Below are 13,903 nucleotides of genomic sequence, written 5' to 3' on the forward strand. Positions count from 1 at the left end.
GCGGTCGCGTGGTCTCGAGACGGGACTTCGTCCCTCCTCGACCACCGGGGGGCGAGACCTGGCCCCTCCTCGACCACCGGGGGGCGAGACCTGGCCCCTCCTCGACCCCGGGGGGCGAGACCTGGCCCCTCCTCGACCACTGTGGGTCGGGACCTGGTCCCTCCTCGACCCCCGGGAGGCGGGCCCTGGTCCCTCCTCGAGCACCGTGGTCCGTGGCAGCATCGGGCGGGTGCACGAGCTGACCCTGGCCGAGGCGCGCCGCGTCGCGGTGCGCGCCCAGCTGCTCACCGCCGACCGACCCGACGGCGGGGTGCTCGACGTCGTCCGGCACCTGACCGTGCTGCAGCTCGACCCGACCCGGTACGTCGCCCCGAGCGCCGACCTGGTGCTGTGGAGCCGGTTCGGGTCGGCGTACGACGCCGGCGAGCTGCGCGACCTGCTCGACCGCCAGGTGCTGCTCGACCACCACCAGCTCGCGCGGCCGGCCGAGGACCTGGCGCTGCACCGGGCCGAGATGGCGCGATGGCCGGGGCCGGAGCCGTGGAAGCCGCACGAGGAGGCCCTGGTCGCCTGGGTGGAGGCCAACGACGAGTCGCGGCGCGAGGTGCTGGAGCTGCTGCGCGGCGACGGTCCGCTGCCGCGCTCGGAGATCCCCGACACCACCCGGGTGCCGTGGCGCTCCACCGGCTGGAACGGCGAGAAGAACGTCAAGATGCTCCTCACCCAGCTCGTCGAGCGCGGTGAGGTGGCCCGTGCCGGTCGGACCGACGGGCCGGTGCCCGAGGTGCTGTGGGACCTCGCCGAGCGGGTCTACCCCGACGACCCGGTGCCCGACGTCGACACGGCGCGGCGCGAGCGGGACCGACGCCGCCTGGCCTCGCTCGGCATCGCCCGGGGGAAGGCGGCCGCGGTCCCGGCCGAGCCCCACGGCGTCGGCGAGGCCGGGGAGCCCGCGACCGTCGCGGGCGTCCGCGGCACGTGGCGGGTCGACCCGGCGTGGCTCGACGCGGCCACGGGCCCGTTCGCCGGGCGGGCGGCCGTGCTGTCCCCGCTCGACCGCCTCGTCGCCGACCGGAAGCGGATGGCCGAGCTGTTCGACTTCGACTACCTGCTGGAGATGTACAAGCCCGCCGCCGCCCGCCGGTTCGGCTACTGGGCGATGCCCGTGCTGTGGGGCGCCGACCTGGTCGGCAAGCTCGACGCCGCCGCCGACCGCGAGGCCGGAGAGCTGCGGGTCGACGCGGTGCACGAGGACCGGCCGTGGGACGACGCCTGCCGCGCCGCCGTACGACGGGAGGTCGAGGACCTCGCGCGGTGGCTGGGGCTCGGGGTGGTCGACCTCGGGGGCGGGCTGGGCTGAGGGGGGACGGCGTCAGCGCTGCTGCTCGTGGTAGTCCTCGTCGGCGTCCTTGATCTCGGCGTCGAGCTCGGCCACGGCCTCGGGCTTGCCGTGGAAGCGACGGTAGGAGTAGACGAGCAGGGCCAGGGCGATGAACATCGACGCCACCAGGGTCACCGCGGTGGCGCGCCCCCCGATCAGCCAGAGGCCGTCAGGCAGGAACCACCAGTCCGGCAGCACGGTCCAGCTCGGCGCCGAGGAACCGGGGTCGGGCGTGCCGCTGTCGCCGATCCACCAGACCCAGGCGCAGGCCACCAGGAACAAGCACCCCAGCAGCGAGAATGCGATGCGCAAGGGGCTCTCGACGCTCTCGGCCGCACCCTTGAGCGCCCGGTACTTGACCGGCGCGAGGCGCCGCTCGGCCCACTCGTACTGCTGGGAGAGGATCGCGAGGCCGCCGAAGATGCCGAGGAGTCCCGGGCCGGGCAGGAAGATCATGGCCAGACCGGCGACCAAGAGCCCCCAGCCGAGCACTTCGAGACCGATGCGCTTGGCTGCCTTCATGGCCGCAGGATGCCAGACCGGGTCAAGCCTGCGGGCCGTACGCCGCGACGTAGGCCCGGCCCTCGTCGGACAGGGTGCCGTGCGCCTGCGCCACCGCGGCCCAGCGCAGCGTCATCGACAGGAAGCGGAGCGGGTTGTAGACGTCCTCCTCGCGGGAGAACACCCCGTCGCCGGCGTAGGTCATGATCGTCAGGTTGGACGCCTCGTGCAGCGACCCGTCGCCCGGGTCGGGCATCAGGTTGCGGACCTCGCAGACCAGCCGGTCGGCCGGCGCGTCGATGCTCTGCCAGGCGAGCGGGAACGCCGTCATCACCGAGCCGGGGAACGACGTCATGGTCGCCACCGACCACGCCTGGATCTCGGCCCGCCCGCGGAAGGTGCCGTGGGCGTGCTCGACGTACTCGGCGTCCTCGGTGAAGTTCTCGCAGTAGCCGGTCCAGTCGCCGGTGCGCACGTGCTCGGCGACCCGGCGGTGCATCGCGGCGTACGCCTCGGAGATCTCCTCGGCGCTGTGGCGCCCGGCGGTCGGCACCGTCGAGCCCGTCAGCAGGGCAGGAGCGGGAAGCAGGACCCGCCCGGCTCCTCGGTCGGGGACGCGGTCGGGTCGGTCGACGTGGTGCGCCGGGCCGGGGCGACCGCCTCGACCGTGCCGGCGAAGTACGACGACATGGTGGCCGACCGGGTGGCGCTGAGGTGCAGGTCGTCGAACCACGTGCGGATCGACCCGATCTTGCCCTGGCACCACCGCGCGTTGCAGATGGTGCGGTTGACGTTGATCGCGGCCCGCGAGCCGAGCAGCGGAGCGAAGGTCCGCTGGACGTAGCGGCGGGTGACGCCCTCGCCGGGCAGCGAGGCCTTGCGGGGCAGGCGGCAGGCGAACGGCAGGTTGCCCTTGGCGCAGCGGCGGTGCTTGACCGGCACGGTGGCGACCTGGCCGACGACGTCGACCGGGGACCCGATCGACCGCAGGGTGCGGACCAGGCGCGGGGTGCCCTCGCGCATCGCCAGGGCCATCGTGCCGACGTAGGACGTCGTGTCGCGGACCTGCAACGCGTGGACGTAGCGCTGCCAGCTGCTGACGAGCACGATCCGGTAGGGCCGGCCGGAGGCCTGCAGGCGGCGGGCGGCGTCGATGCCCAGGGCGTTGGATCGGTAGCAGGCCGGGACCTTGCTGGTCGGCGTGGTCTGGTTGTCCATCGGGGGGCAGGAGCCCATCATCACCGCGACCAGGTTGACCCCACGGCCGGCGATGGCCTTCTTCAGCGCCGGGATGAACATCCACGAGTGCGAGTCGCCCCACAGCAGCACCGTCGGCTTGGCGGCGTCGAAGCCGTTGAGCTGGCAGACCACCGGCTCGGGCGGGATCTTGTCCTTGCGCGATGCGCAGCGCGGCGGCAGCGTCGGGAAGTCCTGGCCGGGCTTGACCTTCGCCGCCACCGGGAGGCGGGAGCCGGGGTCGGCCGCGGAGGCCGTCGGGGCGGACGCGAGGAGACCGGCGATGAGGGCGAGCAGGAGCAGGCCGACGACCGCGGGGAGGGGGGAACGCTTGGTCATGGTGGCGTCATCGTGCCACCGCCCCTCCCCCGGCGCAGCCGAAGACGGCAACCGCGCTCAGCCGGGGCGGCCGGCGTACGTCGTGGCGGCGAGGTGCACGGCGTCGAGGTAGGCCCGCGACCGGTTGTAGGACAGCACCGCGTCGGTCCAGCCGCGCCCCGTGGTCAGGTCGCGCCCGCCGGCGCACAGGTAGCGCGCCGCGGCCAGCGCCGCGTCGTCGAGGTCGTGGGGGTCGGCGTCGCCGTCGCCGTCGCCGTCGGCTCCCCACGTCTCCCACGTCGTGGGGATGAACTGCATCGGGCCGACGGCGTGGTCCCAGCGCGGGTCACCGTGGTACGCCGTCGTGGCGGGTGTCGCCGGGATCGCGGCGACCGGTCCGCGGCCGTCGAGCGCCGGGCCGAGGACCTCGCTCGAGGGCCGGCCGTCGGCGCCCAGCGTGCGGCCGCCGATGGTGCCGTGGTGCGACTCGACCCAGCCGATGCCGGCGAGGGTGGTCCAGCCGAGGCCGCACCCGGTGGGCGCGGCCAGCTCGGCCCGGGCGTAGGCCGCCAGGGCGGTGGGGTCGAGGCCAGCCGCCCGCGCCGTGCGCCGCAGCCAGGCCGGGTCGACCTGCGGGACACCCGGCGCGGCAGCCCCGGCGGCCCCGTCGCCGCCGGTGCGCACGGGCCGGGTGGCCGGGGCCCCGACGGCCGCGACGCCGTCGGCCGGGGTCAGGTCGTCGGCGGGCGGGCGCAGGTAGAGCGTCTGCTGCAGCCAGAAGACCACGGCGGCCGCGGCGGCCAGGGCGAGGAGGAACAGCACGGCCGAGCGCAGCGGACGACCGCCGGTCACTCCTCGTCGCCGGCGCTGCCGCCGGAGCCCTCGCCGGTGACCTCGCGGACGCTGGGCACGAAGTACTTCTTCAACGTCGAGGCCATGGCGGCGCTGAGGTGGTTGTCGTCGAAGTAGAAGGTGATGCCGTCGGCCTCGGCGAAGCAGGTGGTCTCGTCGCACAGCGCCGGGGCCACGTCGATGAGGCGGGGCGGCGTGGGGTCGTCGTCGTCGGCGGAGCGGGCACGGGCCGGCGGGCCGTCGGCGGTGGTCCTCACGACCCGCGGCTCGCCCCCGGGATCGGCCGCCCCGTCGAGGCCGGCCATCATGCCGGTCAGCCACGCCACGTTGTCGGCCTCGTCGATGATCGCGTCCTCGCGCGGCACGTCGCAGGAGTAGGGCCGCGAGATGGCCTCGCACAGCGGTGCGTTGCGCGGGATGATCGGCGTCGGCCCGATCATGTCGACGTCGGCGTCGATGCGGCCGAGCAGGGAGAACAGGGCCGGGGTGCCGACGCGCACGTAGCCGGCCATCTTCTCGACGTACTCGTCGTTGGCGTTGTCGAGGTCGCGCTCCTGGATCAGGCCGATCGTCGGGGTGCCCCGGTAGGTCTCGTAGCTGAAGGACCCGATGATCTTCAGGCCGGCCTTGTCGTCGACGTGGCGCTCGATGTAGTCGACGGCGGCCTGGTTGTTGCGCGCGCAGCCCCCGGTCGCCGTGGCCGACGGCAGGAACATCGGGCAGGCCCCCATCACGAAGGCGACGAGGTTGACGTCCTTCTTGCGGGCGGCGGCCTCGAGGGCCGGGATGAACATCCAGGCGTGGGAGTCGCCCCACAGCACCACCGTCGGGCGGCCGGCCTCGTAGGGCACCAGGTCACAGCGGCCGGGGCGGTCGGGGATGAAGTTCTGCTCGCCCAGGCACTCCGCGGGCATCGGGGGCACGTTGGTGAGCTGGGCGGTGATCTCCTCCCAGTGCGGGGAGGTCTTGGCGTCGTCGGCGATGGCCAGGGCGCCGCCGCTGAGGCCGGCGACGCACGACATGGCCAGGACGCCGCTGACCATCACCCGGCGCGATCCCCAGGTGCGGCTCTTGCTCACCGTGCCGGAGCGCTTGTAGAACAAGCCCTCGATGAAGCGGTAGCTGAGGTAGGCCACGAGCAGCGCGGCCAGGACCAGCAGCACCCGGACGTAGAGCGGCGGCGGGGCGAGGTTGACCGACTCGCCGAGCACCAGGAACGGCCAGTGCCAGAGGTACCAGCCGTAGGAGACCAGCCCGAGTCCGACCAGGAAGCGCACCGAGAGCACGCGGGTGGCCACGGTGGGCGCGCCGACGCCGGCCCAGGTGAGCAGGGCGGCGGCCGCGCACGGCAGCAGGGCCCAGTAGCTGGGGTAGCCCTCGGTCGGCATCGGCTTCCACAGCAGGAACGCGATGATCGCGACGCCGGCCAGGCCCATGACCTCGCGCAGGTCGTGGGCGACGCGCACCTTGCGCACGAGCAGGGCGAGCGCGACGCCGATGAGGAACTCGAACGCGCGGGTGATCGGCAGGTAGTAGGCGGCGTCGGGGTGGGTGTCGGCCCAGGCGATGGCCAGCCACGCCGAGGCGACGCCGAGGACCACGGTGGTCGCGAGCAGCATCGGCACCAGCCGGACCCGGAGCAGCCGGGAGACCGCCCAGGCGAGCAGGATGATCAGCGGCAGGGCGAGGTAGAACTGCTCCTCGACCGAGAGCGACCAGGTGTGCAGCAGGACGCCGGTGCCGGGCTGGTGGGTGAAGTAGTCGACGTCGCCGTTGCCGGTGGCGTTGAGGAAGAAGAAGTTGGACACGAACGCCGCGGCCGCCGCGGCGGACTCCGCGGTCTGCTGCTGGGGCCCGTCGCCGTCGACCGCGGTCGGGGGCAGCAGGAAGTAGCTCAGGGCGAGGACGCCGATGAGCATGGTGGCCTTGGCCGGGATGAGGCGGCGCGCGCGGCGGGCGTAGAACGCGCCCCACTTCACGCCGCCCGTCTTGACGAACTCGTGCATCAGCAGGCCGGTGATGACGTAGCCCGAGACGACGAAGAACAGGTCGAGGCCGATGTAGCCGCCCTCGAAGCCCGGCACCTTGGCGTGGAAGCCCATCACCATGATGGCCGCGGCGCCGCGGATGCCGTCGATGTCGGGGCGGTACTCGCCGCGCGACTGCTTGCTGGTCGCGGTGGCGGCCGGCTTCACGAGCAGGTCGGGCGTGTCCTGGGTGCGGGCGGGCGTGGCACCGGGGCCGTCCTCGGGCTGCGGCTCGGCACGCTCGGGGGCGAGGGTGGACCCACTCACAAGCTCGAACCCTTTCGTCCCGCGGCCCGCACCTCGGCCGGGCCCGCCGTCACAGCCCGACCAGTATGGGGTGCGACACCCCACCGATGTGAACCAACGCGGGGATCCGCGCGGCCCCGCGCCCTACTGTGAGGCCGTGAGCGACGCCGGAAGCCGCCCGTTCGGCTCCCGCCTGCTCGGGCGCGCCGACCAGTCCCGGCGAGCGCTGCGGGTCCGGGTGCAACTGCTGCTGACCGGGCTGCTGGTGAGCACCAACGTCGTGGGCGCCGGGGTCGTCGCGGTGATCGGGACCGTGCTCGTCCCCGCGCCGCGGCCCGAGGGTGACACCCTGGTCGCGCTGGCCATCGCCATCCCGGTCTACGTCTTCGTCGCCGTGGTGGTGGGCGTGGTGTACGGCACGACCACCACGCTGCGGGTCCTGCGCTGGGCCACCCGCGGTGAGGAGCCCGACGAGCAGGACCGCGAGCGTGCGCTCAAGGCACCGCTGCGGCTGACCCAGCTCCAGGTCGGCCTGTGGGCCGGGGCGGTGGCGCTGTTCACCGGTCTCGCGGTCGTGCTGCAGCCCAACCGCGCGCTCTCGACCGGCGTCACTGTCGGCATCGCCGGCCTGGTCGTCAGCGCGATCGCCTACCTGTTCAGCCAGTTCACCCTGCGCCCGATCTCGGCGCGGGCGCTGGCCTCGGCGCCCCTGATGGACCGTCCGCGGGGCGTCGGGGTCGGCGACCGGATGGTCATCTTCTGGTGCGTCGGCACCGGTGCGCCCGTGGCCGGGCTGGTGCTGGCCTCGGTCCTGGCCCTCGCCCAGCCCGACGGCACCTCGCTCCAGCGCCTGGCCGTGACCTCGCTCGTCATCGGCGGGGTGGTGCTGCTGTTCGGCCTCATGGTCACCGTGCTCAACGCCCGCTCCGTCGTCGCGCCCGTGCTGTCGGTGCGCGACGCGCTCCTCGACGTCGAGCGCGGCGACCTCGAGCGCGAGGTGCCGGTGTACGACGGCACCGAGCTCGGCCTGCTGCAGTCGGGGTTCAACCAGATGGTGCACGGCCTGCGCGACCGCGAGCACCTGCGCGACCTCTTCGGCCGCCACGTCGGCCAGGAGGTCGCCGCCGCCGCGGCCGCGGGCGACGTCGAGCTGGGCGGGGAGACCCGCACCGCGTCCGTGCTCTTCGTCGACCTGGTCGGCTCGACGACGTACGCCACCGAGCACGGGCCCACCGAGGTCGTCGAGGTGCTCAACCGCTTCTTCGGCGTCGTGGTCGACGAGGTCGACCGTCACCACGGCCTGGTCAACAAGTTCATCGGCGACGCGGTGCTCGCGGTCTTCGGCGCGCCCGTCGAGCGCGAGGACCACGCCGCGCAGGCGCTGGCCACCGCGCGGGCCGTCGCGGCGCGGCTGGCCGAGGAGGTGCCGGAGGTCGGCGCAGGCGTGGGCGTGGCGACCGGCGAGGTCGTCGCGGGCAACGTCGGCCACCGCAGCCGCTTCGAGTACACCGTGATCGGCGACGCGGTGAACTCCGCGGCCCGCCTGACCGACCTGGCCAAGGAGGCGCCCGGCACCGTGCTCGTCGCCCGGGCCTCGGTCGAGGCGGCCGGCGACGCCGAGGCGGGGCACTGGACCCCGCACGGCGAGGTCACCCTGCGCGGGCGGACCTCACCGACCCCGGTGGCCGTGCTGGCCGACGCGCGGGAGCGGGCTCAGGAGAGCGCGGAGACCGCGGCGTCGTAGTCGGGCTCCTGGCCGATCTCGGGCACGAGCTGGCTGTGCAGCACGCTCCCGTCGCGGTCGACCACGACGACGGCGCGGGCCAGCAGGCCCTCGAACTTGCCGTCGAGCAGGCGCACGCCGTAGGCGTCGCCGAAGTCGGAGCGGAACGCCGAGGCCGCGGTGACCGCCTCGATGCCCTCGGCGCCGCAGAAGCGGGCCTGGGCGAAGGGCAGGTCGGCGGAGACGCAGATGACGGAGGTGTCGTCGAGGGAGGCCGCCAGCTCGTTGAAGCGCTTGACGCTCGCCGCGCAGACGCCGGTGTCGACGCTCGGGAAGATGTTGAGCACCGTGCGGGAGCCCTCGGGGAGGGTGACCTCGCTGAAGTCGGAGCCGATCAGGCTGAACGCCGGCGCGCTCGCACCGACGGCCGGCAGCTCGCCGACGGTCTCGCAGGGGTTGCCGCCCAGGGCAGTAGTGGCCATGCCCCCCATTGAACCGGACCTGCCGGACGGGTCCGGCCGGGGGTCAGTCCTTCGGGGCCGTGGTCTCGTCGCGCAGCGGGCTGTCGGGGGTGTCGGAGGGCTGCTGCTCGTCGGGGTCGGTGAGCTCGACCAGGCACGCGTCGAGCTCGTCGCCCGACAGGCCCTCGCCCTCGCAGTAGTCGGCGGCCTCGTCGGCGGTCAGGCTGCCGGGCTCGGGCTCGGCCGGGGTGGGCTCGGCCGGCGTGGTCGGGTCGGCCGGCGTGGTCGGCTCGGCCGGCGTCGTCGGGTCGGCGGGAGTGGTGGGCTCGGCCGGCGTGGTCGGCTCGGCCGGCGTGGTCGGCTCGGCCGGCGTCGTCGGGTCGGCGGGAGTGGTGGGCTCGGCCGGCGTCGACGGGTCGGCGGGCGTGGTCGGCTCGGCCGGCGTCGTCGGGTCGGCGGGAGTGGTGGGCTCGGCCGGCGTCGCCGGGTCGGCAGGCGCGGCGGGCTCGGTCGGCAGCACCTCGGCGCCCGGGCGCGGCGGGCCGGCGACGAGCTGGCCGGCGGGGTCGGCGCCCGCCGTGACCGGGCTGAAGGGGCGGGCCGCGGTCGCGGTGAGGTCGACCCCGACGACGTACGTGCCGGGGGCGTAGGGACCGGTCGGGCTGGTGCGGGCGTTGAGCACGCTGCCGCCACCGGGGACGGTGGAGAAGTCGCCCTGGAGGTAGCCGTCCATCACCTGCAGCACCATCGCGACGTAGGCGTCGCTGCGGTTGTAGCGGTGGACGGCGGCGCGCCTGCCGCCGAGGGTGGCGAGGTCGTCGTCGCCGGAGCAGAGGTAGACGGCGGCGGCGAGGGCGGCGTCGTCGATGTCCTGGGGGTCGCGCTTGCCGTCGTTGTCGGCGTCGACCCCGACCGCGGCCCAGGTCGAGGGGATGAACTGCATCGGGCCGACGGCGCGGTCGAAGGCGGTGTCGGAGTCGTAGTCGCCGGCGTCGGTGTCGCGGATCAGCGCGGTGCCGTTGCGGCCGTCGAGCACGGGCCCGACGATCGCCGGCGTCGCGACGCCGTCGGCGCCGAGGGCCGCACCGCCGAAGCGGCCGTGGTCGGACTCGATCCGCCCGATGGCGGCGAGCAGCTGCCAGTTGAGGCGGCAGGCGGGGTCGGCGGCGTTGATGACGGTCTCGGCGCGCTGGTAGGCGGCCAGCGCGGGCGAGGGGACGTCGGACGACGAGCCGGTCGCCGCGACCTGGGTGAACCGGCCGTCGGAGGCGGTCAGCTGGTCGGGCTCGGACAGGCTCGCGGGGTAGTCGACCGGGGCCCCGGGCAGCCGGGTGCCGTCGGGCAGTGCTTGCGGCGCGGGCGCGACGGGGGCGGCGGTGCCGCCGGTGAGGGAGCCGGCGCCGGCCAGGTGCGTGGTCCACGCGACCGACACGAGGGCGAGCGGGACGACGGTCGCCACCCGGCGGGTGCGGGAGGTGCTGCCAGTCATGGGAGAGGTCTGCCTTGCGTCGTCGGTCGTGGGGAAGGCGTCGGGCCACAGGTGCCGTGCCCACCGAGGTGACCCATTAGACCACCGGCTCCCGGGTGGGGGACCCCGAAACCCTCCCGGCAGCCGAGGATTCAGGTGGCGTTCAGCAACGCGGCCCCCGCGAGGGTCAGAGCGCCGAGCGGAAGCGCACCGTGCCGGGCGTGAGCCGCAGGCCCTTGAGACCCGAGTGGCGCTGGGCGAAGGCCAGCTCGCGGGAGAGGTCGCCGAGGTTGTTGGAGCCGGCCAGCGGGGCCAGCACGACGGTCGACAGGGTGCCGACGGCCTTGCCGCCCGCGGTCATGAAGCCCGACCCGGAGTCGCCCGGGATGCCGGGGGTGAGGGTGTAGAGCGGGTGCGACCAGCCGCGGTCGGCCGCGTCGTCGCCGAGCCCCACGCCGTACTTGGGGGACAGGGCGGTGACGCCGGCGCGCAGGCTGGAGCTGCCGTAGCTGTAGACCTTCTCGCCGAGCCGGACCCCGTTGGTGTCGATGCCGCTGGGGCCGCCGAAGTGGGGCACCGAGGGGTTGACCTTGCCGATGTCGCGCTTGTCGACCTTGACCAGCGCGAAGTCGTTGTAGGCGCACGCGTTGGGGTCGCGGGTGCCGAGGCGCCGCATCGTGGCCCAGGACGAGTAGGCGAGCGTGCCGCCGCCGAGGCGGGTGCCGCTGCTGACCGGGGTGCCGCCCCGCACGAACGTTACCCGGGTGCCGAGCGGCAGCGAGCGGGTCGAGCAGCCGTCGGTGTCGCTGGAGGAGCCCTGGCCCGCGCAGTGGGCGGCGTACCCCACGTAGACGCCGCCGCGCCGGTCGGTGAAGACGAAGTTGGCGGTGCACTGCGCCCCGGCGGTGTACATCTGCACCCCGGGCGTGATCGTGGCCCGCGCGGCGGGCGTCCAGGTCGTCCTGCGGCCCGCGGCCTGGCCGGGCGCGGGGGCGATGAGCAGCGAGGCGGCCGCGACGACGGCGGTGAGCACGGCGAGCAGGCGGGTACGGCGGGACACGGGTCCTCCGGGGGTCGGGGTCGCTGCGTCCAACGAGGCCGACCCCGCTCGGGTCACGCCCCGCCGTCAGGGTCCCAGGACGTGGGACAGGTGGTCGTTGCCGAGCACCCGGTCGGGGTCGAGGCGGTCGCGCAGGGCCACGACCTCCTCGAAGCGCGGGTAGCGCTCGCGCAGGGTCGCGGCGTCGAGGGAGTGCAGCTTGCCCCAGTGCGGGCGGCCGCCGACGTCGGCGGCGATGGCCTCCAGCGTCGCGAAGTACGCCGCCCGGTCGGGGCTGCCCGGGGCGACGTGCACCGCGACGTACAGGGTGTCGCGACCCTCGGCCGTCGAGAGCGGCACGTCGTCGGCGGCCGCGACCCGCACCTCGACCGGCACGGCGATCCGCCAGCGGCTGCGGCCGACCGCGGCCACCAGCTCGCGCAGCACGTCGAGGCCGTGCTCGCGCGGGACGGCGTACTCCATCTCCTCGAAGCGGACCCGGCGCTCAGAGGCGAAGACGCGGTGGGAGAGGTCGCTGAACTCGCGGTCGCCCAGCGCCGAGGCCGAGACCCGGGCGAGCGGACGCACCAGGCCGGGCACCCGGCGACCGGCGGCGACGACGGCGCCGAAGACGGTGTTGCTCAGCAGGTCGTCGTCCCACCAGGCGCGCCGGCGCGAGAGCGGGTGCAGGTCGTCGGTGCCGACGCGCGTGTTGTGCTTGGTGAGCACCCGGTCGGTGTGGGGGAACCAGTAGAACTCGACGTGGTCGGTGCGCGCGCAGTCGTCGTCGAAGCGCTCGAGCACCGCGTCGAGGGTCGAGCCCGCCTCGCGGGCGTGCAGCCCGAAGGCCGGCACGCACTGCAACGACACCGCCGTGACCACGCCGAGCGCGCCGAGGCCGACGCGGGCCGCGGCCAGCACGTCGGGGTGCTGGGTGGCCGAGCAGGTGAGCAGGGTGCCGTCGGGCAGGGCGAGCTCGAGCCCGACCACCTGGGTGGCCAGGCCGCCGTACGTCGCGCCGGTGCCGTGCGTGCCCGTGCTGATCGCGCCCGCGACGGTCTGGGCGTCGATGTCGCCGAGGTTGGTCAGGGCCAGGCCGAGGGAGGCGAGGGTGTGGTTGAGCGCCCGGAGCGTGGTGCCGGCGCCGACCGTGACGACGCCGGTGGTCAGGTCGGCGCGCAGCACCCGGTCGAGCCGGTCGAGCCGCAGCTGCACGTCGACCGGAGCACCGATGGCGGTGAAGGAGTGCCCGCTGCCGATCGGCCGGACCCGCCGCCCGGTCTCGGCGGCCCGGCGCAGCACCGCGGCGACCTCGGCGGCGCTGCCCGGGGTGAGGACCTCGACGTCCGCGACGCGCTGGTTGCCCGCCCAGTTGCGCCACGTGGTGCGGGTGGCTTGACTCGCGGACGTGGGTGAGGACGAGAGCGCGGTCATGACCGACCAGCATGCCCGTCTCGAGCGCGCGACGCAGCACCTCGACTCCCCCGTCGCCGTCGTCGACCTCGCGGCGTACGACGCCAACGCGGCCGACCTTGAGCGCCGGGCCGCGGGCACGCCGATCCGGGTCGCCAGCAAGTCGGTGCGGTGCCGCACGCTGCTCGACCGGGTGCTCGACCGGCCGGGGTGGGCGGGGGTGCTGGCGTTCACGCTCGGCGAGGCGCTGTGGCTGGCCGAGGAGCACGAGGACGTCGTCGTCGGCTACCCGAGCGCCGAGCGGGCCGCGCTCCGGGCGCTGGCCGCCGACCCGGTGCTGCTGGAGCGGGTGACGCTCATGGTCGACTCGACCGAGTCGCTCGACCTGGTGCGCGCGGCCACCGCTGGCGCCGAGCTGCCGGTGCGGGTCTGCCTCGACCTCGACGCCTCGCTGCGGCTGCTCGCCGGCCGGGTGCACCTCGGCCCGCGCCGCTCCCCCGTGCACGACGTCGCCGAGGCGGTCGCGCTGGCGCGGGCGGTCGTCGACGACCCGGCCTTCCTGCTCGCCGGGCTGATGGCCTACGAGGGCCAGGTGGCCGGGCTGCAGGACCGCGGCCGTGGGGTCCTCGGGGCGCTGCGGGGCGTCGCCGTGCGTCGGGTGAAGGCGCTGTCGGTGGGCGAGCTGGCCTCGCGGCGGGCGGAGGTCGTCGCGGCGGTGCGGGCCGTCGCGGACGAGGCCGGTCTCGACCTCGAGCTCGTCAACGGCGGCGGCACCGGCTCGCTCGAGACGACCGCGGCCGAGCCGGCGGTCACCGAGGTCGCGGCCGGCTCCGGCCTGCTCGCGCCCGCCCTCTTCGACGGGTACGACGCCTTCTCACCGACCCCGGCCGCCTTCTTCGGCCTGGCGGTGACCCGGCGGCCCGGCCCCGGGCTGGTCACCGTCGCCGGGGGTGGCTGGGTGGCCTCCGGCCCCGCCGGCGCCGACCGGCTCCCGGTGCCGACGTACCCCGCGGGGCTGGCGCTGCTCGGCGCCGAGGGCGCGGGCGAGGTGCAGACGCCGCTGCGGGGGCGCGCGGCCGACGGGCTCGCGCTGGGCGGCCGGGTGTGGTTCCGCCACGCCAAGGCCGGCGAGCTCGGCGAGCGGGTCGACGTGCTGCACCTCGTCGGGGGGCCCGGCGGCGACGAGGTCGTCGACGTGGTGCCGACGTACCGGGGCGAGGGCCGCACGTTCCTCTGAC

Annotated in this window: 12 protein-coding genes; 3 read left to right on the plus strand and 9 right to left on the minus strand. The window is 75.0% G+C overall.

Annotation, left to right across the window (positions count from 1 at the left end):
* The first annotated feature begins 229 nt into the window (after window positions 1-229).
* Window positions 230-1,360, plus strand: coding sequence for a DNA glycosylase AlkZ-like family protein (locus FJQ57_RS08990; RefSeq protein WP_139979445.1), 1,131 nt, complete (start codon window positions 230-232; stop codon window positions 1,358-1,360).
* Between the two features lie 12 nt (window positions 1,361-1,372).
* Here FJQ57_RS08990 and FJQ57_RS08995 read toward each other — a convergent pair whose 3' ends face one another.
* The 5 genes from FJQ57_RS08995 to FJQ57_RS09015 are packed head-to-tail and all read right to left on the minus strand — an operon-like array spanning window position 1,373 to window position 6,582.
* Window positions 1,373-1,903, minus strand: coding sequence for a PGPGW domain-containing protein (locus tag FJQ57_RS08995; protein ID WP_139979447.1), 531 nt, complete (start codon window positions 1,901-1,903; stop codon window positions 1,373-1,375).
* Between the two features lie 22 nt (window positions 1,904-1,925).
* On the minus strand, window positions 1,926-2,435 hold the full coding sequence (locus FJQ57_RS09000; RefSeq protein WP_139979449.1) for a nuclear transport factor 2 family protein: 510 nt from the start codon (window positions 2,433-2,435) through the stop codon (window positions 1,926-1,928).
* 11 nt (window positions 2,436-2,446) lie between these two features.
* Window positions 2,447-3,457 (minus strand): SGNH hydrolase domain-containing protein, encoded by a 1,011-nt coding sequence (locus FJQ57_RS09005; RefSeq protein WP_139979450.1) that lies wholly within the window; start codon window positions 3,455-3,457, stop codon window positions 2,447-2,449.
* A gap of 57 nt (window positions 3,458-3,514) precedes the next feature.
* Window positions 3,515-4,288 (minus strand): lytic murein transglycosylase, encoded by a 774-nt coding sequence (locus FJQ57_RS09010; RefSeq protein ID WP_246081703.1) that lies wholly within the window; start codon window positions 4,286-4,288, stop codon window positions 3,515-3,517.
* Window positions 4,285-6,582 (minus strand): acyltransferase family protein, encoded by a 2,298-nt coding sequence (locus FJQ57_RS09015; protein WP_246081704.1) that lies wholly within the window; start codon window positions 6,580-6,582, stop codon window positions 4,285-4,287. The genes FJQ57_RS09010 and FJQ57_RS09015 overlap by 4 nt, the downstream gene beginning before the upstream one ends.
* Before the next feature lie 136 nt (window positions 6,583-6,718).
* On the opposite strand from FJQ57_RS09015, the gene FJQ57_RS09020 reads away from it, so the two are divergent.
* Window positions 6,719-8,305, plus strand: a complete 1,587-nt coding sequence (locus FJQ57_RS09020; protein WP_246081705.1) for an adenylate/guanylate cyclase domain-containing protein — start codon at window positions 6,719-6,721, stop codon at window positions 8,303-8,305.
* Here the strand turns inward: FJQ57_RS09020 and tpx are convergent.
* The 4 genes from tpx to FJQ57_RS09040 all read right to left on the minus strand — a co-directional run bounded on the left by tpx (window position 8,275) and on the right by FJQ57_RS09040 (window position 12,686).
* The gene (gene tpx, locus FJQ57_RS09025; protein ID WP_139979456.1) at window positions 8,275-8,766 is read right to left on the minus strand and encodes a thiol peroxidase; all 492 of its coding nucleotides are present in this window, start codon (window positions 8,764-8,766) and stop codon (window positions 8,275-8,277) included. The two genes, FJQ57_RS09020 and tpx, sit on opposite strands and share 31 nt — an antisense overlap.
* A 43-nt stretch (window positions 8,767-8,809) precedes the next feature.
* Window positions 8,810-10,234: a lytic transglycosylase domain-containing protein gene (locus FJQ57_RS23565; RefSeq protein ID WP_211348833.1), complete on the minus strand. Its 1,425-nt coding sequence runs from the start codon at window positions 10,232-10,234 to the stop codon at window positions 8,810-8,812.
* Between the two features lie 166 nt (window positions 10,235-10,400).
* A complete protein-coding gene (locus FJQ57_RS09035; RefSeq protein ID WP_139979458.1) occupies window positions 10,401-11,273 on the minus strand; it encodes a hypothetical protein in 873 nt (290 codons plus the stop codon).
* 66 nt (window positions 11,274-11,339) lie between these two features.
* Complete coding sequence (locus FJQ57_RS09040; protein ID WP_139979460.1) at window positions 11,340-12,686, minus strand: D-arabinono-1,4-lactone oxidase; 1,347 nt, start codon at window positions 12,684-12,686, stop codon at window positions 11,340-11,342.
* Between FJQ57_RS09040 and FJQ57_RS09045 the strand changes: the two genes are divergently transcribed.
* The gene (locus FJQ57_RS09045; protein WP_139979462.1) at window positions 12,685-13,902 is read left to right on the plus strand and encodes a type III PLP-dependent enzyme domain-containing protein; all 1,218 of its coding nucleotides are present in this window, start codon (window positions 12,685-12,687) and stop codon (window positions 13,900-13,902) included. The two genes, FJQ57_RS09040 and FJQ57_RS09045, sit on opposite strands and share 2 nt — an antisense overlap.
* Window position 13,903: the final 1 nt, after the last annotated feature.

Source organism: Nocardioides litoris (assembly GCF_006346315.1).
Classification (GTDB): Bacteria; Actinomycetota; Actinomycetes; order Propionibacteriales; family Nocardioidaceae; genus Nocardioides; species Nocardioides litoris.